The 23947-nt window shown below is 40.4% G+C and carries 23 protein-coding genes; 13 read left to right on the forward strand and 10 right to left on the reverse strand.

All coding sequences use genetic code 11. From position 1 onward, the window contains the following. Nucleotides 1-25 precede the first annotated feature (25 nt). Nucleotides 26-1291, forward strand: coding sequence for a Mef(A)/Tet(V) family efflux MFS transporter (locus JKP71_RS05195; protein WP_200407270.1), 1266 nt, complete (start codon nucleotides 26-28; stop codon nucleotides 1289-1291). 30 nt (nucleotides 1292-1321) lie between these two features. On the opposite strand, the gene JKP71_RS05200 is transcribed toward JKP71_RS05195, so the two are convergent. Continuing rightward, complete coding sequence (locus JKP71_RS05200; protein WP_075525753.1) at nucleotides 1322-1960, reverse strand: glycoside hydrolase family 73 protein; 639 nt, start codon at nucleotides 1958-1960, stop codon at nucleotides 1322-1324. Nucleotides 1961-2114: 154 nt separating this feature from the next. Here JKP71_RS05200 and JKP71_RS05205 point away from each other — a divergent pair, with 154 nt between their 5' ends. The 9 genes from JKP71_RS05205 (at nucleotide 2115) to JKP71_RS05245 (ending at nucleotide 12833) form a co-directional block, all read left to right on the forward strand. Continuing rightward, nucleotides 2115-2588: a glutathione peroxidase gene (locus tag JKP71_RS05205; RefSeq protein WP_075525752.1), complete on the forward strand. Its 474-nt coding sequence runs from the start codon at nucleotides 2115-2117 to the stop codon at nucleotides 2586-2588. Between the two features lie 275 nt (nucleotides 2589-2863). After that, entirely contained in the window at nucleotides 2864-6058 is a 3195-nt protein-coding gene (gene carB, locus JKP71_RS05210; RefSeq protein WP_200407271.1) for a carbamoyl-phosphate synthase large subunit, read from the forward strand. Between the two features lie 143 nt (nucleotides 6059-6201). Beyond that, the gene (locus tag JKP71_RS05215) at nucleotides 6202-6783 is read left to right on the forward strand and encodes a hypothetical protein (protein ID WP_200407272.1); all 582 of its coding nucleotides are present in this window, start codon (nucleotides 6202-6204) and stop codon (nucleotides 6781-6783) included. A gap of 26 nt (nucleotides 6784-6809) precedes the next feature. Further along, nucleotides 6810-8789, forward strand: coding sequence for a beta strand repeat-containing protein (locus tag JKP71_RS05220; RefSeq protein ID WP_373298620.1), 1980 nt, complete (start codon nucleotides 6810-6812; stop codon nucleotides 8787-8789). Between the two features lie 14 nt (nucleotides 8790-8803). Then, on the forward strand, nucleotides 8804-9721 hold the full coding sequence (locus JKP71_RS05225; RefSeq protein WP_200407273.1) for a WxL protein peptidoglycan domain-containing protein: 918 nt from the start codon (nucleotides 8804-8806) through the stop codon (nucleotides 9719-9721). A 118-nt stretch (nucleotides 9722-9839) separates the two neighbouring features. After that, a complete protein-coding gene (locus tag JKP71_RS05230) occupies nucleotides 9840-10139 on the forward strand; it encodes a hypothetical protein (protein ID WP_200407274.1) in 300 nt (99 codons plus the stop codon). Between the two features lie 9 nt (nucleotides 10140-10148). Further along, on the forward strand, nucleotides 10149-10958 hold the full coding sequence (locus JKP71_RS05235; protein WP_200407275.1) for a WxL domain-containing protein: 810 nt from the start codon (nucleotides 10149-10151) through the stop codon (nucleotides 10956-10958). A 74-nt stretch (nucleotides 10959-11032) separates the two neighbouring features. Further along, complete coding sequence (locus JKP71_RS05240; protein ID WP_200407276.1) at nucleotides 11033-12214, forward strand: WxLIP family cell surface protein; 1182 nt, start codon at nucleotides 11033-11035, stop codon at nucleotides 12212-12214. An 82-nt stretch (nucleotides 12215-12296) separates the two neighbouring features. Continuing rightward, complete coding sequence (locus JKP71_RS05245; RefSeq protein ID WP_200407277.1) at nucleotides 12297-12833, forward strand: rRNA large subunit pseudouridine synthase E; 537 nt, start codon at nucleotides 12297-12299, stop codon at nucleotides 12831-12833. Between the two features lie 35 nt (nucleotides 12834-12868). Here JKP71_RS05245 and JKP71_RS05250 read toward each other — a convergent pair whose 3' ends face one another. The 3 genes from JKP71_RS05250 to JKP71_RS05260 form a co-directional block, all read right to left on the reverse strand. Then, a complete protein-coding gene (locus tag JKP71_RS05250; protein ID WP_200407278.1) occupies nucleotides 12869-13654 on the reverse strand; it encodes a TPM domain-containing protein in 786 nt (261 codons plus the stop codon). Beyond that, nucleotides 13651-14787 (reverse strand): TFIIB-type zinc ribbon-containing protein, encoded by a 1137-nt coding sequence (locus JKP71_RS05255; RefSeq protein WP_200407279.1) that lies wholly within the window; start codon nucleotides 14785-14787, stop codon nucleotides 13651-13653. Before JKP71_RS05255 ends, JKP71_RS05250 begins: the two co-directional genes overlap by 4 nt. Before the next feature lie 103 nt (nucleotides 14788-14890). After that, nucleotides 14891-16114 carry an SPFH domain-containing protein gene (locus tag JKP71_RS05260; protein ID WP_200407280.1) on the reverse strand — a complete coding sequence of 408 codons (1224 nt, stop codon included), beginning with the start codon at nucleotides 16112-16114 and terminating at the stop codon, nucleotides 14891-14893. A gap of 453 nt (nucleotides 16115-16567) precedes the next feature. Between JKP71_RS05260 and JKP71_RS05265 the strand changes: the two genes are divergently transcribed. The 3 genes from JKP71_RS05265 (at nucleotide 16568) to pyrF (ending at nucleotide 19171) form a co-directional block, all read left to right on the forward strand. After that, nucleotides 16568-17356: a dihydroorotate dehydrogenase electron transfer subunit gene (locus JKP71_RS05265; RefSeq protein WP_200407281.1), complete on the forward strand. Its 789-nt coding sequence runs from the start codon at nucleotides 16568-16570 to the stop codon at nucleotides 17354-17356. Nucleotides 17357-17434: 78 nt separating this feature from the next. Then, nucleotides 17435-18385 (forward strand): dihydroorotate dehydrogenase, encoded by a 951-nt coding sequence (locus JKP71_RS05270; RefSeq protein WP_200407282.1) that lies wholly within the window; start codon nucleotides 17435-17437, stop codon nucleotides 18383-18385. Between the two features lie 72 nt (nucleotides 18386-18457). Continuing rightward, nucleotides 18458-19171: an orotidine-5'-phosphate decarboxylase gene (gene pyrF / locus JKP71_RS05275; RefSeq protein ID WP_200407283.1), complete on the forward strand. Its 714-nt coding sequence runs from the start codon at nucleotides 18458-18460 to the stop codon at nucleotides 19169-19171. Nucleotides 19172-19216: 45 nt separating this feature from the next. On the opposite strand, the gene rsmG is transcribed toward pyrF, so the two are convergent. The 6 genes from rsmG to JKP71_RS05305 all read right to left on the reverse strand — a co-directional run bounded on the left by rsmG (nucleotide 19217) and on the right by JKP71_RS05305 (nucleotide 23877). Beyond that, nucleotides 19217-19930 (reverse strand): 16S rRNA (guanine(527)-N(7))-methyltransferase RsmG, encoded by a 714-nt coding sequence (gene rsmG, locus JKP71_RS05280; protein WP_200407284.1) that lies wholly within the window; start codon nucleotides 19928-19930, stop codon nucleotides 19217-19219. Then, entirely contained in the window at nucleotides 19927-20886 is a 960-nt protein-coding gene (locus JKP71_RS05285) for a polyprenyl synthetase family protein (protein ID WP_200407285.1), read from the reverse strand. The genes rsmG and JKP71_RS05285 overlap by 4 nt, the downstream gene beginning before the upstream one ends. Beyond that, nucleotides 20877-21407, reverse strand: coding sequence for a Gx transporter family protein (locus JKP71_RS05290; protein WP_200407286.1), 531 nt, complete (start codon nucleotides 21405-21407; stop codon nucleotides 20877-20879). Before JKP71_RS05290 ends, JKP71_RS05285 begins: the two co-directional genes overlap by 10 nt. Further along, nucleotides 21404-21811 carry a NusG domain II-containing protein gene (locus tag JKP71_RS05295; protein ID WP_200407287.1) on the reverse strand — a complete coding sequence of 136 codons (408 nt, stop codon included), beginning with the start codon at nucleotides 21809-21811 and terminating at the stop codon, nucleotides 21404-21406. Before JKP71_RS05295 ends, JKP71_RS05290 begins: the two co-directional genes overlap by 4 nt. A gap of 74 nt (nucleotides 21812-21885) precedes the next feature. Beyond that, a complete protein-coding gene (gene galU / locus JKP71_RS05300) occupies nucleotides 21886-22821 on the reverse strand; it encodes a UTP--glucose-1-phosphate uridylyltransferase GalU (RefSeq protein ID WP_075525734.1) in 936 nt (311 codons plus the stop codon). Nucleotides 22822-22854: 33 nt separating this feature from the next. Next, nucleotides 22855-23877, reverse strand: coding sequence for an NAD(P)H-dependent glycerol-3-phosphate dehydrogenase (locus tag JKP71_RS05305; protein ID WP_075525733.1), 1023 nt, complete (start codon nucleotides 23875-23877; stop codon nucleotides 22855-22857). Nucleotides 23878-23947: the final 70 nt, after the last annotated feature.

Below are 23947 nucleotides of genomic sequence, written 5' to 3' on the forward strand. Positions count from 1 at the left end.
GCGCTTTATAAAAAAGAGGAGACCAATGAAGAAAAATGTTTTACCTGGCGTTGAGAAAAAGTGGCGTAAAAACTTTTATCTCTTTTTAATGGGTCAGTTGCTGACGGGGGTGTCATCGATGGTAGTGCAATATGCAATTATCTGGTATTTGACCCTAGAGTCAGGCAAAGAGTCTGTTTTAGCAGTGGCTACCTTAATTGGTATGGTGCCAATGGTCTTTCTTTCACCCTTTGTCGGTCCTTTTATTGATCGTTTGAATAAGAAAATATTATTGATTTCTTATGATGCCATTGCAGCTTTAGTGGCTTTGGGATTATTTATCTATGGGATTTCTCATGAGGTTTATCCTTTGGGATTGGTCTTTGTAACAATAGGAATACGCGCTATTGCACAGACTGCTCAGATGCCAACCGTACAATCTATTATTCCAACCATGGTTCCAGAAGAAGAAATTACCCGTGTGAATGGTCAATTTGGGATGATGCAGTCCTTGGTTTACTTGATTTCACCTGCTCTTGGTGCATGGTTAGTTGCAGCTTTCCCTATTCACTGGGTCATTTTACTAGATGTAATTGGTTTTGTCCTGGGTACTGGAATGCTACTTTTAGTCACTATCCCTGAAGTCCCTTCTCTGGGTGAGAAAATACATTTGTTGAAAGATACAAAAGATGGCTTTAAAAAATTACATGCTAATCAGGGAATATGGAGAATTACACTAATTGGCACGTTATTTATGCTGTTGTTTATGCCGGGAATCAGCCTCTATCCTTTAGTGACTACCAAATATTTTGGTGGAACGATTGTGCATGCGGGTTGGGTTGAAGTCGTTTACGCAGGAGCAATGCTATTGGGAGGTTTCTTCGTGGGATTTTTTGGTCAGGTAAAAAATCGGATGCCTTGGATCATAGCGGCTTATCTTGTTGTTGGGGTGAGCGTTGGCTCATCAGGACTTTTACCTGGTCGGATGACGAGCTTTTGGTTATTTTTACTCTTAAATGTTTTGGCAGGATTGGTTACGCCTCTCTTTAACTCAATGAATTTGGCAATGACGCAGCAATCTTTTGAGCCACAATATTTAGGAAGGGTGATGGGCTTGACATCCGCATTAATGGGATTGGCAGGTCCGATTGGGCTCGTATTTGCGGCACCGCTAGCAGGATGGTTAGGTGTCCAAAATATGCTAGTGATTGCAGGGCTTGGAGGTATCCTTGCTGGCCTGCTCCTTTGGATTATTCCACAGGTTCGTAACTATGATAAAAATTTGCAAAAGATACTGCAAAGAGAAGAATAAAAAATCACTGACGGGCTTGTCAGTGATTTTTTAGGCAGAAGGATTAACTTTATCATAATTTTCAAGCTGATAAGTTTCAATCATTTCGATTAATTTATCTGCATATGTAGGGTCTGTGGCGTAACCGGAGGTTTGGATCGCTTTAGCGGCGCTGGTGTAATCAGAGGCCGTAAGGACACTGGCATACTGATTAGGATTCCAAGTTGTCCCTTCTACAAAAAGTTTGCTGTGGGCTTCCACAGCTGCTTGGTAACTTTCATAAACTCGAAATTGCCCTTGGATGGTCACCCATTGGTCATTTTCATATTCTTGGGTATCTAGAGTTACTGTTGGGACATCACCAGACGCTTTGACACCAAAGAGATTATGGTATTTACTTGCCAAAGTACTTTGGCCAAAATTAGATTCTAGGCAAGCTTGAGCAATCGTAACTGATGCGAGGATATTATATTCTTGTTGGTTTTTTTGAGCGAGGGGTGCGATATCACGAATAAAATTATATTGAACCATTTGCTTAACTTCTGCAGCGCTTTTGGAGTCACTGACGGTTCTGTCAGTAATACTTTTTCCATAAGTCAGCGCCAACCAGCTAAGTGCAAGGATGAGAATGATTTTGCTTAAAGCGGAGACCCGAGAAGGCTTACGTCTACGCCGAGATTTATTTTTCATAAGGCTAGTTTATCATAAAATAGAAAAGTTGGGTAAAATACGAAAATTAGAATCGACACGCTAGCAAAAAAAAGGTGAAAACGGTATACTTATCAATGAACAGTGTGACTGATCAGCAGTCTTTCACCCGAAAAGAATGATTCTGGAGGAAAAAATGAATTTTTATGATTTTGAAGCCATTAAAATGAATGGTGAGAAAGTAGCAATGTCTGATTATCAGGGAAAAGTCGTCATTGTTGTGAACACCGCAAGTACATGTGGTTTAACGCCACAATTTGAAGGATTGGAAGAGCTTTATAAAAAATATCATGCTCAAGGCTTAGAAATTTTGGGCTTTCCCTGCAATCAATTTGCTAATCAAGATGCAGGCGATAATGACTCCATCAATGAGTTTTGCCAACGCAATTATGGGGTGACTTTTACCATGTTTCAAAAAATAAAAGTGAATGGTAAAGAGGCGCATCCACTCTATCAGTTTTTGAAAAAAGAAGCCAAAGGTACGGTAGGAAGTACGATTAAATGGAATTTCACAAAATTTGTGATTGACCGTCAAGGGCAAGTAGTCAGTCGCTTTGCCCCTGCGACGGAGCCAAAAGAGATGGAAGCAGATTTACAAAAACTACTTTGAAAAAGCTAGCGCTTGTAATGTCTGTGATATTTTGCTAAACTAATAAAAATAAAACTTTTAATCTAGTCCAGAGAGGCTAGCAAGGTTGTGCATCAAGAAAAAAATTCTATAAGTTACTGACAAAGCTGTCAGTTCTTCTGTATCAGTGATTGAAGAACCCAGCGTTTTAGTAAGTAATGAAAATGATTATTTTGGGACACATCTGCTAGGTTTCTGGCAGATGTTTTTTGTTGAATTGGGTACAAAAAGTACTCAAAGATTGAAGGAGAAAACAAATGCCAAAGCGTAAAGATATTAAAAAAATTCTCATCATCGGTTCAGGACCCATCATCATTGGTCAGGCTGCTGAATTTGATTATGCTGGAACTCAAGCTTGCCTTGCTTTGAAAGAAGAAGGCTATGAGGTGGTTTTGATTAATTCAAATCCTGCAACCATCATGACTGACCGTGAAATCGCAGACCGTGTTTATATCGAACCAATTACTGTTGAGTTTGTCAGTAAAATTCTCCGAAAAGAAACTCCAGATGCCCTCTTACCAACGTTGGGAGGTCAAACTGGTCTTAACATGGCAATGGAACTTTCTGAAACTGGAATCTTAGAGGAATTAGATATTGAACTTCTAGGTACAAAACTCAGCGCCATTGACCAAGCTGAAGACCGCGATCTTTTCAAAAAATTGATGGAAGAATTAGGAGAACCGATTCCAGAATCAGAGATTGTTCATACCGTTGAAGAAGCTCTGATTTTTGCACAAAGTATTGGTTATCCAGTTATCGTGCGTCCTGCTTTTACTATGGGAGGAACAGGTGGAGGAATTTGTAACACTGAAGAAGAACTTCGTGAAATAGCTTCCAATGGACTTAAATTAAGTCCTGTGACCCAATGCCTTATTGAACGTTCTATCGCAGGTTTTAAAGAAATCGAATATGAAGTCATGCGCGATTCTTCAGATAATGCTATTGTGGTTTGTAACATGGAGAATTTTGATCCTGTAGGGGTTCATACGGGAGATTCCATAGTCTTTGCACCAAGCCAAACCCTCTCTGATCATGAATATCAAATGTTACGCGATGCAAGTTTAAAGATTATTCGTGCTCTAAAAATCGAGGGAGGCTGTAATGTTCAATTAGCGCTCGATCCTGAAAGTTATAAGTATTATGTCATCGAGGTCAATCCACGTGTGAGCCGCTCTTCTGCACTGGCTTCCAAAGCGACAGGTTATCCAATTGCAAAAATGTCAGCTAAGATCGCAGTAGGAATGACACTTGATGAAATTATTAATCCAGTAACAAACACGACTTATGCTATGTTTGAGCCAGCTCTAGACTACGTGGTGGCCAAAATTGCTCGCTTTCCATTTGATAAGTTTGAACAGGGTGATCGCCAACTAGGAACACAGATGAAAGCAACAGGCGAAGTTATGGCAATTGGTCATAATATCGAAGAGAGCTTACTTAAAGCAGTACGTTCCCTTGAAATAGGGACAATCCATAATGAATTAGAAGAAGCTCAGCAGGCTTCTGATGAACAATTATATGAGAAGATGGTCAAGGCCCAAGATGACCGCCTATTTTATGTGTCAGAAGCCATCCGTCGTGGAATCTCGATTGAGGAGATTTCTGAATTGACGAAAATAGATCTCTTCTTCTTGGATAAACTTCTCCATATTGTGGAGCTTGAAGAAGCGCTTAGTGTCAATATTTTTGACCCTGAACTCCTTAAAAGTGCAAAGCGAAATGGGTTTTCAGATCGTAAAATTGCAGCACTTTGGAATGTTGAGGAAATAGAAGTTCGCCGTCGTAGAAAAGAAAATCAAATTCTACCTGTCTATAAAATGGTTGATACATGCGCTGCTGAGTTTGAAAGCTCCACACCTTACTTTTATTCAACCTATGAGTGGGAGAATGAATCAGAGAGATCAGACAGTGAAAAAATTATCGTCCTTGGTTCTGGACCGATTCGTATCGGACAAGGTGTTGAATTTGATTATGCAACTGTACACTGTGTGAAGGCTATTCAAGCTTTGGGATACGAAGCTATCGTTATTAATTCTAATCCAGAAACAGTTTCAACAGATTTTTCTATCTCTGATAAGCTTTACTTTGAACCTTTAATTTTTGAGGATGTCATGAATGTTATTGATCTGGAAGCACCTTTAGGGGTAATTGTCCAGTTTGGTGGGCAAACGGCAATTAACCTTGCTGAGCCACTTTCGCAAGCAGGAGTAACCATATTGGGAACTCAGGTGGATGATCTTGAACGTGCCGAGGATCGTGACCGCTTTGAAAAAGCTCTTCAGGATTTAGAAATTCCTCAGCCACCAGGAGCAACAGCCACTACTGAGGAAGAAGCGGTAGAAAATGCTAATAAAATTGGCTATCCTGTCCTTATCCGACCCTCATTTGTTTTAGGTGGACGCGCGATGGAGATTATTAACAATGAAAATGATTTAAGAGATTATATGAACCGTGCGGTTAAAGCATCACCAGAGCATCCCGTCTTAGTCGATTCTTATTTACAAGGACGTGAGTGCGAAGTAGATGCAATCTGTGATGGTACCGATGTACTTCTTCCAGGAATCATGGAACACATTGAACGTGCAGGGGTTCACTCAGGGGACTCCATGGCAGTCTATCCGCCGCAAACTTTTTCACAAGAAATTATTGACACCATTGTTGATTATACGCAACGTTTGGCAATAGGTCTAAATTGTAAAGGGATGATGAATATTCAATTTGTTATTCACGAAGAACAAGTATATGTGATTGAAGTAAACCCACGTGCTTCAAGAACCGTTCCTTTTTTATCTAAAGTGACAAATATTCCGATGGCACAACTTGCTACAAAGATGATTTTAGGTAAAACACTAAACGAGCTCGGGTATAAATCAGGGCTTGCACCAGCTTCGAAAATGGTTCATGTTAAAGCCCCTGTATTCAGCTTTACTAAATTGGCTCGTGTGGACAGTCTCTTAGGACCAGAAATGAAATCCACTGGTGAAGTAATGGGATCAGATGTAACGCTGGAAAAAGCACTTTATAAATCTTTTGAAGCAGCGAAACTTCATCTTGCTGATTATGGGTCCATTCTTTTTACAATTGCCCAAGAGGATAAAGAAGAGGCGCTCCTGCTCGCTAAAGGCTTTGCCGAAATCGGTTACTCCTTGATTGCTACCCAAGGTACCGCAAAATTTTTCAAAGAGAATAAACTTCATGTCCGTGAGGTTGAAAAACTTTTAGGAAGCGAGGATGAAGAGGGCACTTTGGTAGAAGATATCCGTCAGGGTCGTGTTCAAGCGGTTATCAATACGATGGGCAACACAAGAGCATCTTTGACTGCTGAAACAGATGGTTTTAGAATCCGTCAAGAAGCGATTAGTCGAGGTATTCCCCTCTTTACTTCCCTTGATACTGCAGCGGCTATCCTCAAAGTGATGGAAAGTCGTAGTTTTACCACAAAAATGATATAAATTAAAACCCTCTTTCTTAAAAGAGGGTTTTTGGTATTCAGATGAAAAGTATTTAAGCAGATTGTTGGACAAAAGTTTTAGATTAAGCTATAAATGAAGTATATAGAATACGCTTTCATTTTTGGGTGTTGAAGGAGGACTCAGTGAAGAAGGAGATAAAACGCTATTTTTATTTGACTGCTGGCCTTTTCATCTTGAGCTTTTCACAAGGTTGTCCATCTTTTTTAGTTCAAGCGGACACAGTGGTCGATAATCAAAATGCTACGGCTAACGTCTTTTTTAATGTGACTGCTCCGTCAGCAAACACTTGGTCAATTACAGCAGGTAATTTTAGTTTTGCCGATCAAATCATATCAGGAGGACAGGTGAGCGTTAACTCTGCCTCTGATAATCCTATTGTGGTTACAAACTTATCAGGGACTAATACGGCCTTTAGTATTCAACAAAGGATAAGTGATTTTACACTTTCCACCAATTCGACGGTTCTTCCTGTCACAGCCTTTAATGTGACTGTTGGAAGTAGTACAGATGGTAAGCTTGTTGGAGCAGCTGCCATTAATATTTTTAAACAAAATGGAGAAGTGCTACGCAGTGGGAACGGGGCTAACGGGAAAATGACGAGTGGAAACGTTAGTGCACAATTACTTGTTGATGGGAGCACAAAAGCAATTGCCGCAGGAACTTACAGTGCCACTATTACATCTACTATCGTAACAGGTCCATAGGAGGGAAAAGTATGAAATTTAGATATATGCTCCTCTTTTTCTTAATGCTACTCCCCTCTTTTTTTATAATTCAAGCAGAGCAAAAAGTTCACGCCTCTGTTCTGACGGGGAGCATTGACACGACAGGTTCAATAACTGGCCTCAGCGGAGCGACATACTATAATACTGCCAGCTGGCAAGATATGGTAGACACCTATAAGGGAGTTACCCCTACAGCAAGCTCTAATGGGACTGTGTTTTTCAATGTTACTGGTAACATTCCTGGTAATGCAGTATTGAATACAGGAAATGTGGTCATAAGTGGGAAATCACTCTCGATCAACGGAAATAATTTTACCCTTTACCTGGACAATGATACAACTTACACAAACGCTCAGAGTATAGGAGGAAGTGATGGCACGGCCCGTGCGTTTGGATCTAATGGCACCATCTCTTCTTCAACAACATTAACATTAAAAAATGCTCAGATCATCAATAATATTACGAGTGGCATTTTTCAGATGAAAGGCTCTAATGCACAGGCTACCACAATCTATAACAATGTTACTGTAACCAATGGAGATAGCCTTTATGGAGCACAGCCAATAAGAAATGATACAGGAAAAATTTTATTTTATGGTAATAATACCTTTAACATCTTACAAAATCATGATATAAACGATGCGAGTAGTGCAGGTGCAGATAACCAAGGAGAATGGATACAAGGGGGAACCTATCTAGAGGTCGTCAATGGAACAACGACATTAAACCAAAGTTGGGGAAATGATCAACCTTTTTACATTTATTACCCGAATGGGGGTTCAACACTGCAAGTTGATGCTGGAGCATCAATGGTTTGGAATCTTAACAAAACTTATACCATGTACTATGATGATGGCGGACTTTTGTCAGGCGGGGCACTAAATTGGAATATTAATGGTAGTTTTTTGATTAACGGGACTGCCAATACGGCTTCAACTTATTCAGGTGGATGGTTTATGTCACTTAATGTCCTTAATGCCTGGAATGTGAACGTTGGTCAAAATGCGACATTAAAGGTTACTACTGGTGGAGTGATGAGTTTAGGTGGGGTATCGGGTGTTGATGGATTTTTAGCTGGTCCAGTGAAGTGGAATTTTGGGCAGGGGTCATCAATACTCTTTAATAACTTAAATCCTAATCAAAGTGTTGCTACTTTGGCACCAGGCTTAGGGAGTGGGATTACAATGAATAATCCTAAAGTTGTTACATTCAATACCAGTGGTAATTCCGTGTTTTCTACGACTGTGCTCACTTTTCCAATCACTATTTCAGGAACAGGATTAAGAACACATTCCTCCTCAACTGCCTATCGCTTTGATAACACTTATGACTTAGCCTCGCCAAATAAAACAAGTATTACTTCAAGCAGTGCGGATGTCTGGTATCGCATAAACACAGGGACACTAACCACGTTTAACCCGACGTTGCAGGTAGCTAACCTTTCACCAAATAATTACGCTGCAGGTGACCTACAAGCTATCGCAGCAGGTAAATATATTTCTTGGTATCAACCAAATGGCCTTCAACTTCAAACTGCCCTTTCTAGTATGAGTCGCACGTTCAATATATTCCTTGATCCCAATGCGACACAAGGGACACCCGTAGATGGCTCTTGGTCAAATCTCATTCCAGGAACAAGTCCGCAAACCTTAGTAGTTAGCGATGACCGGGGACAAAATCCCAATAGTCATGTGACATTAAAGCTTCTACAAAACAACTTCCCTAGTGGTTTGCAATATTACTGGATTGATCCTTCAACAAAAAATCCAACAGCTCTAACGGTTAATAGTGCGATTCAAATAGCCAGTCTCACCAGTGACAGCACTTTGCCATCTTGGATTAAGATGACAGGTGCTGGTAGTTGGTATACAATGACCTTTTCGACAGATACTGGTATAGCTGTGAAGGCAAACAACAGTTTGTTATCGCAAAATAATAGTCTCGGAGGAACATTTCAATATACGATGATTGATGGGCCTTCCTAAGCGAGGGGTAAGAAATGAAAGGTGTAAAACAGTTTAAATGGTTGATAGCTTCACTCGTTTTCTTAGTCTTTTGTGGGATTAATAACCCCGTTCAAGCTTTAGAGGGCGACTTTAGTGTTGAAGCCATCACTGAAGCACATCAAAAGCAGAAAATTAATTCTTATTGGTGGTTACAGGTTGAGCCTAAAGAAAGAATTAATCTAGTACTGAAATTAACAAATGGCGCTGAAAAGAGTACTTTCTTGGTAACAAGTCATCAAGCCGCTACTAATAATAATTTCACCATAGATTATGGCTTATCCCAAAAGGAAGTGGCTGCATTACTAAGCCAAAATGACAATTCCTTTAACTTTTATCATGACCTTCATTTTGAAGGAGAAACCCAAGCAGGGAAGTTGAAAGTTTCCTTAGCACCGTACGAAAATAGAGACATAAAAATCAATTTTAATATCTCTAAAAACGGCCTGGCACATCAAGTCATTGGTGGGATAACTGTCACTCAGCAAGTAAATTCCACCAATCAAGAAGGCATCCTCAATCAGTATTCTCATGCTGTGGCATTAGTTATGGAGCCGACGGTTATCAGTCCTCTCGTTCCTGTAAAAGAAACATTATTGGAAGATGAAAAGGGAGACCTTTTACTTCGGGTAAACAATCCTAATGGGTCTCTCGTTGAAGGGGTTAAAATTCAGGCAACTTTAACGGACAAATATGAACAACATGTCGCTAAATTATCGACCAATCAAAGTTCTCTCGTACCTTTTGCACAGGTGGAGCTGCCTTTTAGTATGAATGAACCACTAAAAAGAGGGCAGAACTATCATTTGGTCATATCAACTAATGGAAGAACAATAGAAGAAGATTGGGTGGTGGGAGAAGATGGAAAATTAAATGTCAACCATCAGCAGAAGATACAAAAAAATCAGCCTTAGTGACAACCTCCCCAATTTTGTGGCTTGTTCTTTTCTTACTTTTAGGTGCTCTGATAAGGCTTAGGCATAAGAGTATAAAATAAAGAAGTCTGTTTGAAGTGGAGTAGAAAGGAGAAATTTGAAAGGAAAACTTATTACTCTTGTCAGTATAATAACCGTCCTGCATTCAGGTGTGGCTTTAGGACAAATGAATAGTGTCACTCAAACAAAAAGTAAAATTGGTTTTGTGGACAAAGCTCCACTAGAGAAGCCACCCGAAAATAAGGTAACTCTATCTGCTCAGCGAAATAGAGCTACACAGGGTGAGAATTTACCGATAGTAGGTGAGAAATCAAGCCAACTTTCATACGTTGGTATTCTACTAATTTTCGGAATTTTTATCACTGTCATATTAGCTCCAAAATATAAAAGAGAATGAGGTACATTCATGAACAAGATAAAATTAAATTTAACAGGCTTAACCCTTCTTAGCGTTGGGCTGTTGGTTACAGGAGGATCCCTTACTCAAGCAGCAACTGTGGGATCTACGACTAGTAACGCTAAAATAACTTTTAGAGCTAAAATAACGGCTACTCCTCCCGTCTCTCCAAATGATGGAAAAACCCCAATCACTCCAACAACACCAGGAGTCCCTAATACCTCTAATCCAGTACTTTCAGGTGATGGTTTAACGCTTGATTTTGTACCCGCACTTAACTTTGGGACGCATTATGTAGATGCCTCAAGTGCTCATACCTGGTCGGCTTGGGCAGCCGATGACGGGACAGGTAAAGCCATTCCCCAATTTATGCAAGTTTCAGATAATCGTGGCACTCCAAGTGGTCCATTAGGGTGGTCTGTTGCTTTAACTCAAACTGCGCAATTTGCGGGAGCTACGGCTGGAAATTTAACGAATGCTGTCCTAACTTTTAACGCAGATGGAACAAACAATGTAGTTAGTGCTTCAGCTAATAAGGCTACGTCCGCTACGAATACAGCACTTAATGCGCTTGTACCAGGAACAGCCATAACAATTTTTCAAGCGGATGCAGGTACTGGAACAGGGACCAATTTGTTAAACTTTGGAGCAAAAGACGGCTCAAGCCTTGTTAGTGATCCCGAGGCGTTAGATACTGCTAATACAACAGGCAAAGTCGATCCTAATATTACTTTAAATGTGCCTGCTGGCGCTGCAAAAGCAGATACTTATAGTGCCACCCTTAATTGGAACCTTTATAGTGCACCAGGTAATGCTTAAAAACTAAGGTTGTGAGTTGAGAACCTCTTTAAAAAGGAGGTTCTTTTTTAAAAGAAATTAGAGAGGGGAGCGTTATGAATAAGATAAAAGCGATTATTGCTATTATTATTACCTTAGTCTTAGTAAGGGGGGGTGAGGTCCAGGCAAAAACAATGGATTATTCAGTGAATCCAATACTTCCAGAAAATCAAGTCAAGAAAGGCGTCAGCTATTTTGACTTACTTTTAGAACCGGATAAGCAACAGACTCTTGAGGTGGAGCTTGAGAATCTTACGGAAAAAAAGCAAACAATCAAAGTTTTAATTTCGAGTGCAGTGACAAATGCTTCGGGTGTAGTGGATTATTCCCCAACGAACTTACCACTAGATGCATCATTAAAATATAATATTAAAGATTACACGCAAGCGCCAAAGGTTGTAAATTTAGCTGCTCATGAGCGACAAGTGGTAAAGATTAAAGTAAAAATGCCTCAAACACCTTTTGATGGTGTTATAGCAGGAGGCATAACTTTCCAACAAGAAGGACAAACCGAAGCTGACAATCAAGCAGCTGCAAAAGGGATTTCAGTAAAAAATACTTATTCTTATTCGATTGCTTTATTAATCCGTCAAAATGAAAAGGAGCTTCCAGCACAACTTAAGCTGCACACCATAAAAGCGGGGCAGGTAAATGGGCGTAATGTAATCAATGTTAATCTTCAAAATCCAGAGATGGCCTATTTAAATACGGTAAATGTTGAGGCTACTGTTCGTGGTCTTACACACAAAGAAGTAGCGTATACGTATTCCAATCCAATGTTGCAAATGGCACCGAATACGAACTTTAATCTGCCTATTCCAACCAGCAATCAGAATGCGGCTACACGTGTCTCAGAACCTCTTCAGGCAGGTAAATATGAGCTGGAAATGGTAGTGAGTGCAAGAACAGATCCCAAAGGTGCTTATGAGGCAGCCCGAAATGGGAAAAAGGAAAACTATAGGTATCAATGGACTTTTAAAAAGACTTTTACTATTGCTCAGGGGGAGTCTGATAAATTGAATAAGAGTGATCCAACAATCAAAACGACTCATAAAAGTTGGATGTGGCAGGGCATACTCCTCGGACTTATTTTCCTCATGGCAGCAGTTTTGTTGCTTCTGATAAAGAAACGTCGCCAAACAAAGGCTCAAGAAATAGAAAATCAAAAATTGCGTGAAAAATTGGCGAAGCAAGCACAGACAATTGAGGAACTAAATGCACAAAAGAAAGAAAAATAAGAGCAAAATATTACCTAGATAGGCAAGGAGGAAAGATTTTGGTAAAATAGAATAAAAGCAGTTGTTTTTGAAAAGGGGAAAAATGATTATTTTATTTAATAAGCCTTATGATGTATTAACTAAATTCACTGATGAGATGGGCCGAAAGACACTAAAGGATTTTATCAAGATTCCTCATGTGTATGCAGCTGGGCGCTTAGATAAAGACAGTGAGGGTTTACTTTTACTGACGGATGATGGAAAATTGAATCATTTACTGACTGATCCAAAATCAAAAGCTTATAAAACGTATGTGGTACAGGTGGAAGGTGTCTTTGATGAGGAGGCAGCTAGTAAGCTGCGACAAGGGGTGCAATTGAAGGATGGAAAGGCTTTACCAGCAAAAGTTAAATTGATTGATGAGCCTGATTGGTTATGGGTGCGAAATCCTCCGATCCGAGAACGTCAATCAATCCCTACAAGTTGGGTGGAGATTTCTATTAAAGAGGGGAAAAATCGTCAGATTAGGCGAATGACAGCAGCAGTTGGATTTCCGACTTTACGTCTTATTCGGTGGTCAATTGGTCAGTATAGTTTAGGGACATTAAAAAGTGGTGAATATAAAATTATAAAAAAATAAAAGGAGTGCTTCAAGCATTCCTTTTTTATATTTTTTCAAAAGCTTCTTCCGCCACCTGATCCTCCAGAGCTTCCGCCGCCATCAGAGGAAGGACGAGGGATGTGGCGCGTGGTGATAAAGGTATTAACCAAGCGATCTTCTCGTTCTGAGAGCTGGAGCTCTCCATTATGATTATAATCATAACGCCAGATTGCGTGGGCATCTTTCATTTGGTAACGGCGATAGATCATCCAGATAAAGAGAGCTGCGCTAAGCAAAGCAAAGAGAGCTGCGATAATGATGTAAAGTGGACGAAAACTGCGCTGGAAAGTAACCGCACCTGTTTGTTCATCAACAGTATAACGACGCGAAGTCGGAATACCTGCGCGATAGTATTGACTGACTTTGTCAAAGAATCCTGTTACTGCTCCACTGCTATCATTAGCAGATAAAGCGGGTTGAACAACATCAAGAGTATCCTCAATTCGACTGGCTGATAGATAATGCTTCATGTTCCCCGTTGCCCAGATGTAGACTTTCCGCAAGTTCATATTGATGACAAGAACTACTCCGTTTTTTCCTTCCCCTACTTGCTCTGCTAAATAGGAACGTGCCATAGAACTAGCAGAAGTAGTACTGTTTGTCGTAAGGACATACACGCCAGCTTTGGTTTGATCAGCCAAAGCTTGAGCTTGCCCTTGCAAACTGGAAATTGTTGGACCCAAAATCTGAGCATTATCTTCGATCCCTGACGAAAAAGTTGCTGCTTTTGTTGGCTGGGGAATGAATAAAAAGAATAGTCCAAATAGAATGAGACTAAAAAGTATAGATTTTTTTTTCATGAGACAAGGTACCCCACTAAGATTCCTAGGATCAGTATGATGATAAAAAGCCCCAAGGCCCAGAGCCAAAGTTTCGTTTTATCAATTGGTAAGACACCGGCTACTTTACCTGTTTGGCCGTTCATGGCATAATAGTAAAATTTGTCTTTTCCGGGCTCACGATAGGTCACCAGCCAGAGTGGCAGAAGGACATAATCTTCGTCTAAAGTGGTCAGTTGATGACGACTTTGAACGCCACTGACCGAGCTATAACCTGTTATGGTCGCTGTCATGAGTCCGTCAGCGTACTGACGAAATTCTTTTTCAACCTCATTTTTCATTTCTTGAAATTCAATGTCACGCTTTTCAGTCATAAAACCAGAAAGGTATTGGTTTTTGAAAGGAACAGCAGCACTCATATCAAAAGGCTGAACTGCACCAACCATCTTATCTGTTAGGTTTTTTTGTAAAGCATTTTTGACCAGATCTTTGAAAGCAGTCGAGCCTGCCCGACGTATTGCATACTGAGAGTGCTCCGTATATTCGGTATCACCAACGATCCAAACACGCAGATTAGTTGCTTGAGCTGTCAAATCACCTGTGAGCTTTGCATCAACGGCCCAATAAGGAAAATAGACCCCTGATAATTTTTGAATTTGTTTTTTATCAAAGAAAGCTTTGGGAACAAATTTTTTCTTACCGACCCATTCTAGAAAACGTTCCTCCGCTTCTTTGTGTTCAATTTGAAAAGGGAGAACTTTCTCAGGCAAAAATTTTCCTGAAAGTCGTTCAGTCAAAACAACGGGATTATGACAATAATAACACCAAGTTGAGGCTGTTGTAGCCTCAGTCACTAACTCTGCTCCGCAAGAGGGGCAGAGAAATAATCCCACTTCTTCTAAAGAGTGTGAAGTGTCCTGTGGTTGGTCAGCTGTTAGATTGGACGGATTAGAAGCTTCCAGGCTACTGACAGAGCTGTCAGTAAATGTGTCATCAGTAAAAGTAGCTTTATTTTGGTCTTCAAAAGTAGAGACCTCTTGTTCTGTGAAGCTAGAGCCACAGTACTCACAGTGAAATTTTTGAAGTTTAGGATCGAAAAGTAGTGGTCCCCCACAGTTGGGACATTTATGGGTAAAAACTGAGCTTTCGCTCATAATATTCTCCTTTTCACAAATGGAATGTCCTTTAAAACATGACGCTCCAAAAAAGATGCCGCTATGACAAGGGCAAGTCAAACGACATACTATTACATTTTGTTTAATCTGTCAGTGGCTTAGCAATGAAGGGTTGACCACATTCAGGGCAAAATTTAGGAACCCCATTGGCCAAGTTTACCGCTGCTCCACAAGCATTACAAGCCATGTTTATTTCAGGCATGACTGGTGCAGCATTTGGTTTTGATTGCCCGCAATTTGAGCAGAATTTTCCTGTGTTTTTCGTGCCACATTCAGGACAAGTCCAGCTTTTAGTATCGGCTTGTTGTTCTTGTTGTGATTGCATTTGATTTTGATTGGCTTGTGAGAAACCTGCTAAATTTTGTCCACCCATATTCATGCCCATGAAGGCGTTCATGGCTCCTCCTGGGTTTGAACCAGCTGATTCCAATCCTCGTGCAACTGCGCCTTGCACGTAACCTTCACGTACGGAAGGGTCTCCTAACAGCGCGCCTTGATTGCGCATGTTGATGAGTTTTTGACTTTCGTCTGTATAAGATATGCTTGCGACAGCAACAGCGACGATTTCCATACCGCGCAATTGTTTCCAATCTTCATCTAGAACTGAGGCCATGTATTTACTCAATTCCATACTTTTAGAGGTGAGAAAAGATACGCGTTCACCTTGGGCTGAGTATTGGTTGATAGACGTGTTTAAGGCGGTTAAAAATTCGGCCAAATATTGTTCATTTATCTCTTGAATATCCACATGATCCGCATTTTTAGGGATGGCATTGGCATAAAAAGCTAAAGGATCTGTGATTTTGATAGAGTAAGTCCCATGAGTACGTAAGAACAATTCCGCGTTATAAAAATTATCAAAATACTGAAGAGGAGTAGGTGTTCCAAACTTGATGCCTTTAATTTCCTGTAAATTGATATAAAAAACTTGTTGCTTTTGTGGTGTTGTTCCACCAAATTTAAAGCGGAAGAAACTTTCTTGAATCGATTCACGAAGTCCACCATTGAACATAGAAGGAGCCGTATCGTTCTTTACAGTGTAATAACCCGGTTCAGCGGTGTAGTCAATAATTTTACCACCGTCCACTAAAAGCATCATCATATTTTCATAAACGTGCACAACAGAACCATCTGTGATGACATCTTCTGTCCCTTTTTTATTGGAACCACGTTTGGCGTCTTTGCGCACCTTTACCCCCTTGGTAAAGACAGTTTGATCAGACATATCATCAGGTTCAATAACTTCTAGCCATTGGTCGGCAAGTGTTCCACCGACTGCGCTCGTTGCAGCTTTAATAATTCCCATATTTTTTAATGAGCAAATTCATCGGCGTTTTTTCTAGCTCCTCTTAAAAATAAGAAGCACTAAAAAAAGTTAGAATTTGCCTTCCTTTCTTGTTTTAAAATAGGATGCTATCCGTTTTCATTATAACAAATTTCACAGCTAAAACCTACTAAATCTTTGACAAGTTACTGAAAATCAGCCTAAAGTCGCAAGACAATAAGGTCAGCTGTTGACGAAAGAAAAAAATTTCGCTATAATATTTTAAAACCTTTAATTAAGTCCAGAGAGGCTTACAAGGAGACGGAAAATTAATTTGGAATAAGTTACCTAGCATCCGGCAAGTTTTAAGATTTTGTAAAAGATCATAGGCTTACTGATGGAGCTGTCAGTAACTTTCCACTTTCTCAGTACACTTGTAGGCGCTCTACAAGTGTTTTTTGATTTAATTAAATACTGATACTGAGGAGAAAAAGCATGTCTAAATTACAAGAGCTGATGACGGTGGTCAGTCAACGCGAGGTTGCCTGCAATATTTATGAATTAGTGGTAAAGGGCGATCTGGTGCAGGAGATGAAGCTGCCTGGTCAGTTTTTACATCTTGCAGTGCCCCAATCTAGTATGCTTTTGCGACGTCCAATTTCAATTTCAAGTTGGGATAAGGCGACCAGTACTTGTAGCCTTCTTTACCGGATTGGAGATGAGACTACAGGGACTTACGCACTCTCAAAATTAACGCAGGGAGAAACCGTAGACGCCATGGGACCACTCGGTAATGGTTTTCCGATTTCAGAAGTTACGCCAAAAGACCATGTATTGCTCGTGGGTGGAGGGATTGGTGTGCCTCCATTATACGAACTTGCCAAACAGTTGGAAGAAAAAGACTGCCAAATGACAGTATTACTAGGCTTTGCGACTGAGAAGGTAAAAATACTCGAAGCTCAATTTGCTCGCATCAGTAACGTGACATTGCGCGTGGCGACCGATGATGGTTCTTATGGCTACAAAGGACATGTCGGAATGCTGATAGAAGAGCTTGCGCTTGAACCTACCGCCGTCTATACTTGTGGCGCACCGGGCATGCTTAAAGCTGTTGCTCGTAAATATGATCATATCGAGCGGCTTTATATTTCTATGGAGAGTCGGATGGCATGCGGGATTGGAGCATGTTATGCCTGTGTCGAGCATGACCGAAAAGACCCAAATCATGCCCTAAAAGTTTGCGAAGACGGTCCAGTATTCTTAGGAAAACAGATCGCATTATAATTTTCGCTTTGGCTAAGGCTGTAAGTTACTGACAGCTTCGTCAGTAATCAATCCAACTTTTATAAAAAAGGAGCTCCTATGAATGACAATTCTCGTCTTGCGGTCCAACTTCCTGGACTTGACTTAAAAAATCCTATTATCCCTGCATCCGGTTGTTTTGGCTTTGGTGAAGAGTATGCCCAGTATTTTGATTTAAACACACTGGGCTCTATCATGGTTAAAGCAACAACGCTGGAGCCGCGCTTTGGTAATCCTACCCCACGTATTGCTGAGACAGCTAGTGGGATGCTCAACGCAATTGGCTTGCAAAATCCTGGGCTTGAAGTGGTGCTGGCTGAAAAATTACCTTGGCTCGCTAATCATTTTCCTGATCTTCCCATTATTGCAAACGTTGCGGGTTCAGAAGAAGAGGACTATGTGGCAGTTTGTGCAAGGATTGGGGAGGCGCCGAATGTAGCGGCAATCGAATTAAACATCTCTTGCCCCAATGTGAAACACGGTGGGCAAGCTTTTGGAACAAATCCTGAGGTGGCTGCACAACTTGTCAGAGCTTGCAAAGCTGTCAGTAAAGTTCCATTGTATGTTAAACTCTCCCCAAATGTGACGGACATTGTCCCTATTGCAAAGGCTGTAGAAGCAGCTGGTGCTGATGGTTTAACAATGATCAATACGCTTATGGGCGTAAGGTTTGATTTAGCAAGCCGTCAGCCAATTTTGGCGAATGTGACTGGGGGACTGTCAGGGCCAGCCATCAAACCTGTTGCGCTCAAACTTATTCATCAAGTGGCTCAAGCGGTCGATCTACCAATAATTGGAATGGGGGGAGTGATGTCTGCTCAGGATGTTTTAGAAATGTATCTTGCGGGTGCTTCAGCAGTCGCCGTCGGAACTGCAAATTTTGCCAACCCGAGAGTTTGTCCTGAAATTATTGAAAAATTACCTTCTTTGATGGATCGCTTCGGTATAGAATGCCTTACACAACTGATCCAAGAAGTAAAACAGATGAAAAACCCTCAAAAAATCTTGTAAAGTTGTCTCCAAATCCGTGGAACGCATCAAAAAATACTGACGACGCTGTCAGCAAAAATAGAAAGTGGAAAAATGCCAGAAAATAGACCTGTTATTGCCTTAGATTTTGCAGAATTCTCAGAAGTAAAAGATTTCCTTGAACAATTCGCACCCAATGAACAACTTTATATCAAATTAGGTATGGAACTCTTTTATACAGCTGGTCCTCAGGTTGTTTATTATGTAAAATCGCTGGGACATCGTGTCTTTTTAGACCTAAAATTACATGATATTCCGAATACTGTAGAATCCTCCATGCGGGTGCTTGCCCGTTTGGGAGTGGACATGGTTAATGTCCATGCTGCTGGTGGGGTTGAGATGATGAAAGCTGCTCGCCGTGGTTTGGAGCTGGGCACCCCAGCGGGGCGTGAGCGTCCGCTATTGATTGCAGTTACCCAGCTGACCTCAACCTCTGAGGAAATTATGCAAGAAGATCAACAAATTATGACGAGTCTTGAAGCATCAGTTATTCATTATGCTCAAAAAACAGCCGAAGCAGGCTTAGATGGGGTGGTGTGTTCCGCACATGAAGTTGAAAAAATAAAAGCAGCAACTTCGCCTGATTTTATTTGTTTGACCCCAGGAATTCGACCTGTCGGTAGTAATAAAGGAGATCAAAAACGTGTCATGACTCCTCAACAAGCGCGAAAAATTGGTTCAGATTATATTGTTGTAGGACGTCCAATTACTCAAGCAGCTGATCCCGTAGCGGCTTATCACACGATAAAAGAAGAATGGAATCAATAAAAAGCTCACAATAGTGAGCTTTTTTTCTTAAATCCAAAGGAGGGATTATAAAGGATTTTTAGCTGGCGTTCCAGCTTTACGTGGATATTTTTTAGGTGTCTCTTTTTTCTTTTCGATGAGTGCAATATGACGTTCATCCCCATTTGGTAAGTGGTAAGCTATCTCTTGAATAAACTTTCCGCCTAAAACGGCTATGGCTTTTTTTGCTTCAAGCAACTCCTCTTCAAATTGAGCGGCTTTTAAAGAAAGGAGACAGCCGTTTTTCTTCAAGAAAGGGATGGTTAACTCTGACAAAACAGAGAGTCGAGCGACAGCACGCGCCGTCACAATGTCAAAATTCCCACGATAAAGCACATTTTGGCCGAAATCTTCAGCACGTCCATGAAGCAAGTTGACGTTTTCAAGTCCCAACTCTTCTGTGAGTAGTTTTAAAAAGTTAATGCGTTTATTTAAAGAGTCAATAATAGTCACATTCAGAGAAGGGAAAAGAATTTTCATAGGGAGACTTGGAAAACCAGCACCGGCACCGATGTCTAGGATGCTGACAGGCTGGTCAGTAATTAAATCATATAAAACTGGAGCGACAGAATCATAGAAGTGTTTTAAATAAACTTCTGATTCTTCGGTAATCGCAGTCAAATTAATTTTTTCATTCCACTCGACTAAAAGTTCGAAATAACGTTTAAATTGCCATTTTTGTTGTTCTGAAATGATGAGATCAAATTCAGCAAGAGCTGCGTAAAATTCATCAGGGGTCATAAGGTACGCTCCAAGAGTTTTCTAGTAATTTCTGCAATGACTTTGCGATTTTCACCGCTTGGGAGTTTATCGATCTGGGTCAAAGCAGCAGTTGTGTAGGATTTTGCTAAAGCTTTTGTTTCTGACAAGGCGGAAGAGCTTTGAATAAATTCATAGACTTTGTCGTAGTCCTCTTTTTTTATCAAATCAGTCATCAAAGCTCTATTTTCTTGCAAAGCGAAAAGAACAGGAGCTGAATAAATACCTTGTTTGATGTCTTCGAGGACAGGTTTGCCCAATGTTTCTGCCGAAGCTGCATAATCCAAGTAGTCGTCCATAATTTGAAAGGCGATTCCAATGTTCATTCCAATTTTATAAGCACGATTGGCAAGCATATTATTTTTAGAAATTAAGGGCCCGACAGAAGCAGAGAGAGCAAAAAGTTCCCCTGTTTTGCCTGAAATATTTTCTATGTAATCATCCAGTGTTTGTTCCAAATCAAAATGTTTATTGAGTTGGCCTAACTCGCCACCTAAAAGTCGCTCGATTGAGCCGATATTTTTTGTCAAGTTAGATAACTCTAATGAATGCTCAGACATTAACTTAAAAACAGCGATAAAGAGGTAATCCCCCGCATAAACGGCGATTTCTGGCCCATATTTTGCAGAAAGTGTGGCAACCCCACGCCTTGTATCGGCACGATCAATCACGTCGTCATGAACCAAAGTGGCGGTATGTAACATTTCAATGCTGGCTGCTAGAGCCAATTTTTCTTTTTCAGAGAGTTCTGTAAAACTTGAAAATAAGAGCAAATAAGCAGGACGTAACATTTTGCCTCCCGCATCAAAAATATCAAAAATAGCTGATTTTATTGCTTCATTTTTGATGGTTACATGGCTTTTCATTAATTTTTGAACTTGTGTAAGTTGCTTACCCAGTGCGGGGTAAGCTTTCCAAAAGGTATTTTTTACGTCCATTGTTTACTTTCTTTGATAAATAATTCTTGAATAGGCTTCACACGCGTGATGAGTTGATTTCCTCCAATCCCTACCGCAAATCCTGCCAGCATTCCAAAGAAAGCAAGCCAAGGAAGATAGAGCATAACGGAAGGGGCTTTAGCTAAAAATGAGGCAACAGCTAATTGCCCAAAATTATGAAAGAAACCACCGACTACAGAAATTCCGATGAGAGAAACGAGCTTGGGTCCAAATTGTTTCATGGCATACATCGCAAGTAAGGATAAAATCCCCCCAGCAAAAGAATAGAGAAAAACGGAAAAACCCGTGAAAAGGGCAGTAAGAAGTAATCTCAAAATTTGCATGGTCCATACTTTGCGCCAATTTAAGGTAAAAACAGCAATAATCATTACTAGATTCGCCAAGCCAATCTTAGCACCGGGAGCAAAAGCAAAAAAAGGCGGTAAAGCACTTTCTACAATCCCCATCACCACAGCAGCTGCGGTTAATAAAGAGACATATACGTATTCTTTTACATTCATGCTGTATAATCCACCTGCTCGTTTGTCTCTCCGCTGATAACCTTGATGACAAGATCATGAGGAAGGCAGACAATCGTTTCTCCGACTTTTGAAATATACCCTCGTTTCACATCAATTTGATCTTTGCAACTGGCTTCAATGACGGCGATTTCGCCATCTTTTACACGAATCTTATTGTAATCGCCGTCCTTATCTCGATAAGTCCAAGTTTGATTTTTTTTTAAATCAAAAGTGCGAATCACCTGCCCATGAACACGAAGTTGAGCCTCAGCCCCCTTTGATCCACTTGCAAAAAAATATAAGGTTGAAAAAGAAGCCAAAAATAACACGAAAATGATGACAAAATCTAAAGGTTTCGTTTTAATGTTTTTAAAATAAATAATCGTGTTTTTAAGGAATTTCATTATGCCTATTATAGCAAAACTGAAGGAAAATTTCACGCAATCAAAAAAACGCCTCCATTAAGGAAGGCGTTCTTTTATTTTTCTATTTTATGAGGAGTTGAAGCCGCTGCTTTTTCTAATTCTTTTCCTTTTTCAATGAGGTATGCTTTCAAACTTTCACTAATCTGTGGATGCTCAAGTCCGTATTCAATTGTAGTTTCTACGAATCCAAACTTATCACCCACATCATAACGTTTTCCGGTGAATTCATGCGCAAAAACGCGTTGTGTTTTATTCAAACGTTCAATGGCATCTGTTAGCTGGATTTCGTTACCAGCACCTGGAGCTTGTGTTTCTAATACATCAAAGATTTCAGGAGTTAAAAGATAGCGTCCAATGATTGCTAAATCAGATGGAGCTTCTGAAATTTCAGGCTTTTCAACGAAACGTTCTACATTGTAAAGTCCTTTTGAAACCTCACCCTTAGGATCAATAACTCCATATTTGTCCACGTCTTCGTGAGGTACTTTCATAACAGCGATGGTTGAGGCATGTGTTTTTTCATAATCATTGATCAGCTGTTTAGTTAAAGGAGTACCATTTCCGTTGATGTCCATCAGGTCATCACCAAGCATAACGACAAATGGTTCATTGCCAACAAAAGCTTTAGCTTGAAGTACAGCATGTCCGAGTCCTTTAGGATGAGATTGGCGGATGAAATGGAGGTTAATATCGGTTGTTTCTTCTACCAGTTTAAGGAGTTCGGTTTTTCCTTTTTCGCGAAGATTTTGTTCCAGTTCAATATTGGAATCGAAATGATCTTCAATAGGACGTTTAGCTTTTCCCGTTACAATCAAAATGTCTTCAATCCCTGATTTGAGAGCTTCCTCAACAATAAATTGTATTGTAGGTTTATCAACAATTGGTAACATTTCCTTAGCGATTGCTTTCGTGGCTGGGAGGAAACGGGTGCCTAGACCAGCGGCTGGAATGACTGCTTTACGTACTTTTCTAGCTTTAGTTGGATTCATTTGATTTTTATCTCCTTTAAAATATCTCATAAATTAGAGTTGGTTAAACTCATTTTCTTCACGGGCTTCACGGCGCATTAATTCAAGAATTGCTGTTTTGGCATCAACGTTTTCATAAAGTACGCGATAAATGGTTTCAGTGATTGGCATCTCAATTTTCAGTTGTTGGGCCAGTTCATAGGCAGCCTTAGTCGTTGAAACACCTTCGATAACCATTCCCATATTACGCTCAATCTCTTCAAGTTTTTCACCGCGTCCTAAAGCATCCCCAGCTCGCCAGTTACGTGAATGAATTGATGTTCCAGTAACGATGAGGTCGCCTACACCTGAAAGGCCACTATAGGTCAGCGGTTCCGCACCTAGCGCTACACCTAAACGCGTGATTTCAGTTAGTCCACGTGTAATAATGGCAGCCTTCGCGTTATCCCCAAAACCAAGACCATGCAGTGCTCCAGCACCCACGGCAATAATATTTTTAAGCGCACCAGCTGTTTCCACACCCACCACATCGGTATTGGTATAGAGGCGGAAATAATCATTACTGAAGAGATTTTGAGCGTACTTAGCTTCAGCATGGTCTTTAGAGGCGGCAGAAATCAATGTGATATCACGCACAATGGTCTCCTCTGCATGCGAAGGACCAGAAACTACGACAACCTCACCGCGATAAGATGCAGGAATCTCCTCTTCTAAAATACTGGAAATTCGGGCATGCGTTCCTTGCTCCAAACCCTTAGAAGCATGAAGCAGATGGACTTTATTTTTTAATACTTGTGCGACCTGTTGAGCGACTAAGCGTGTCACTTTAGTAGGGACAACAAACAATACCGCATCTACGTCAGTTAAGGCTTCTTCTAAATTTTCAAAAGCTTTTATCTTTTCATCTAAAACAACATCTTTAAAATAACGTTTATTAGTGTGATGTTCATTGATTTCAGACATTTGTTCCGAGTTGTTACCCCAGATGCGTACTTCATGTCCATTATCATTGAGCACCTGCGAAAGGGCAGTACCCCAAGATCCAGGGCCTAATACTGCGATTTTTTGTGGATTCATTGAATGATCCTTTCTTTCGTTTTGGTTTCCTTTACATTTTAACATAAGGGAGATTAAAAATCAGCCCTAA

Source organism: Lactococcus taiwanensis (assembly GCF_014905395.1).
GTDB lineage: Bacteria > Bacillota > Bacilli > Lactobacillales > Streptococcaceae > Lactococcus > Lactococcus taiwanensis.